The sequence below is a fragment of the Methylibium rhizosphaerae genome (genome assembly GCF_006386545.1).
GTDB lineage: Bacteria > Pseudomonadota > Gammaproteobacteria > Burkholderiales > Burkholderiaceae_C > Pseudorivibacter > Pseudorivibacter rhizosphaerae.
Window position 1 is genome coordinate 1 of sequence record NZ_SWAR01000148.1, and the last position, 1,042, is coordinate 1,042.

The following is a 1,042-nucleotide window of genomic DNA, read 5'->3' on the forward strand; positions in this document are numbered from 1 at the left end:
CCTAGGTGTGATGTTCCACAAGGTTGTTCATCCGTCCCTGCTCTGGGATGCTGGTGTTTCCACACGCCCAGCAACTCGGATCAGGAGAACGGATGAACAGCCACAAGCATGCGAGATTGACGCCCAAAGGTCGAGCCCTGCTGGTTAGCCGGGTGCTGGACGAGGGCTGGACGGTGGCTGATGCGAGCATGGCCGCCGGGGTGAGCAAGCGCACCAGCTACAAGTGGCTGGCGCGGTTCAGGGCCGAGGGCGAGCGGGGGTTGCTGGACCGCAGTTCGCGTCCGATGCACTGTCCCCGAGGCTTGAGCGTTGACGAGCAGCACGCTCTCGAAGCCCTGCGCCGACAGCGCTGGCCACTGTGGCGTATTGCGATGCAGGCGGGCCGAGGCGTTGCCACGGTCAGCCGGTGCATGAAGCGCCTGGGATTGTCGCGGTTGAAGTCCCTGGAGCCGCCAGTGCCTGTGGTGCGCTACGAGCGCGCTTGTGCCGGCGAGTTGCTGCACATCGACACCAAGAAGCTCGGGCGCATCGACGGCGTCGGCCACCGCATCACCGGCGACCGCACGAAGAACCACAACCGGGGCATTGGCTGGGACATGGTGCACCTGGCCATCGACGACCACTCGCGCGTGTCGTTCGCCCAAGTCCTGCCCGACGAGAAGGCTGTGAGCTGCGTGCAGTTCCTGCGCCAGGCGGTGACCTACTACGCCAGCCTGGGCGTGCGCATCGAGCGCGTCATGACTGACAACGGCGCAGGCTACAAGAACACCTTCAAGGCCGCCTGCGACGAGCTGGGCATCCGTCACATCAAGACTCGGCCCTACACGCCCAAGACCAACGGCAAGGCCGAGCGCTTCGTGCAGACCAGCCTGCGCGAGTGGGCCTATGCCAGGCCCTACGTCAGCTCAGCGCAGCGCGAGGCCGCCTTGCAGCCCTTCCTGCATCGCTACAACTGGCATCGGCCACACTCCGCGCTCAACCGCCAGCCACCCATGAGCCGCATACCGGCTGTGACCAACCTCTTGGAACTCAACACCTAGGC

1 protein-coding gene is annotated in these 1,042 nt (G+C 65.3%); it reads left to right on the top strand.

From position 1 onward, the window contains the following. Positions 1–92 precede the first annotated feature (92 nt). The gene (locus E8D38_RS27855; protein ID WP_140637566.1) at positions 93–1,040 is read left to right on the top strand and encodes an IS481 family transposase; all 948 of its coding nucleotides are present in this window, start codon (positions 93–95) and stop codon (positions 1,038–1,040) included. The last annotated feature ends 2 nt before the right edge of the window (positions 1,041–1,042 follow it).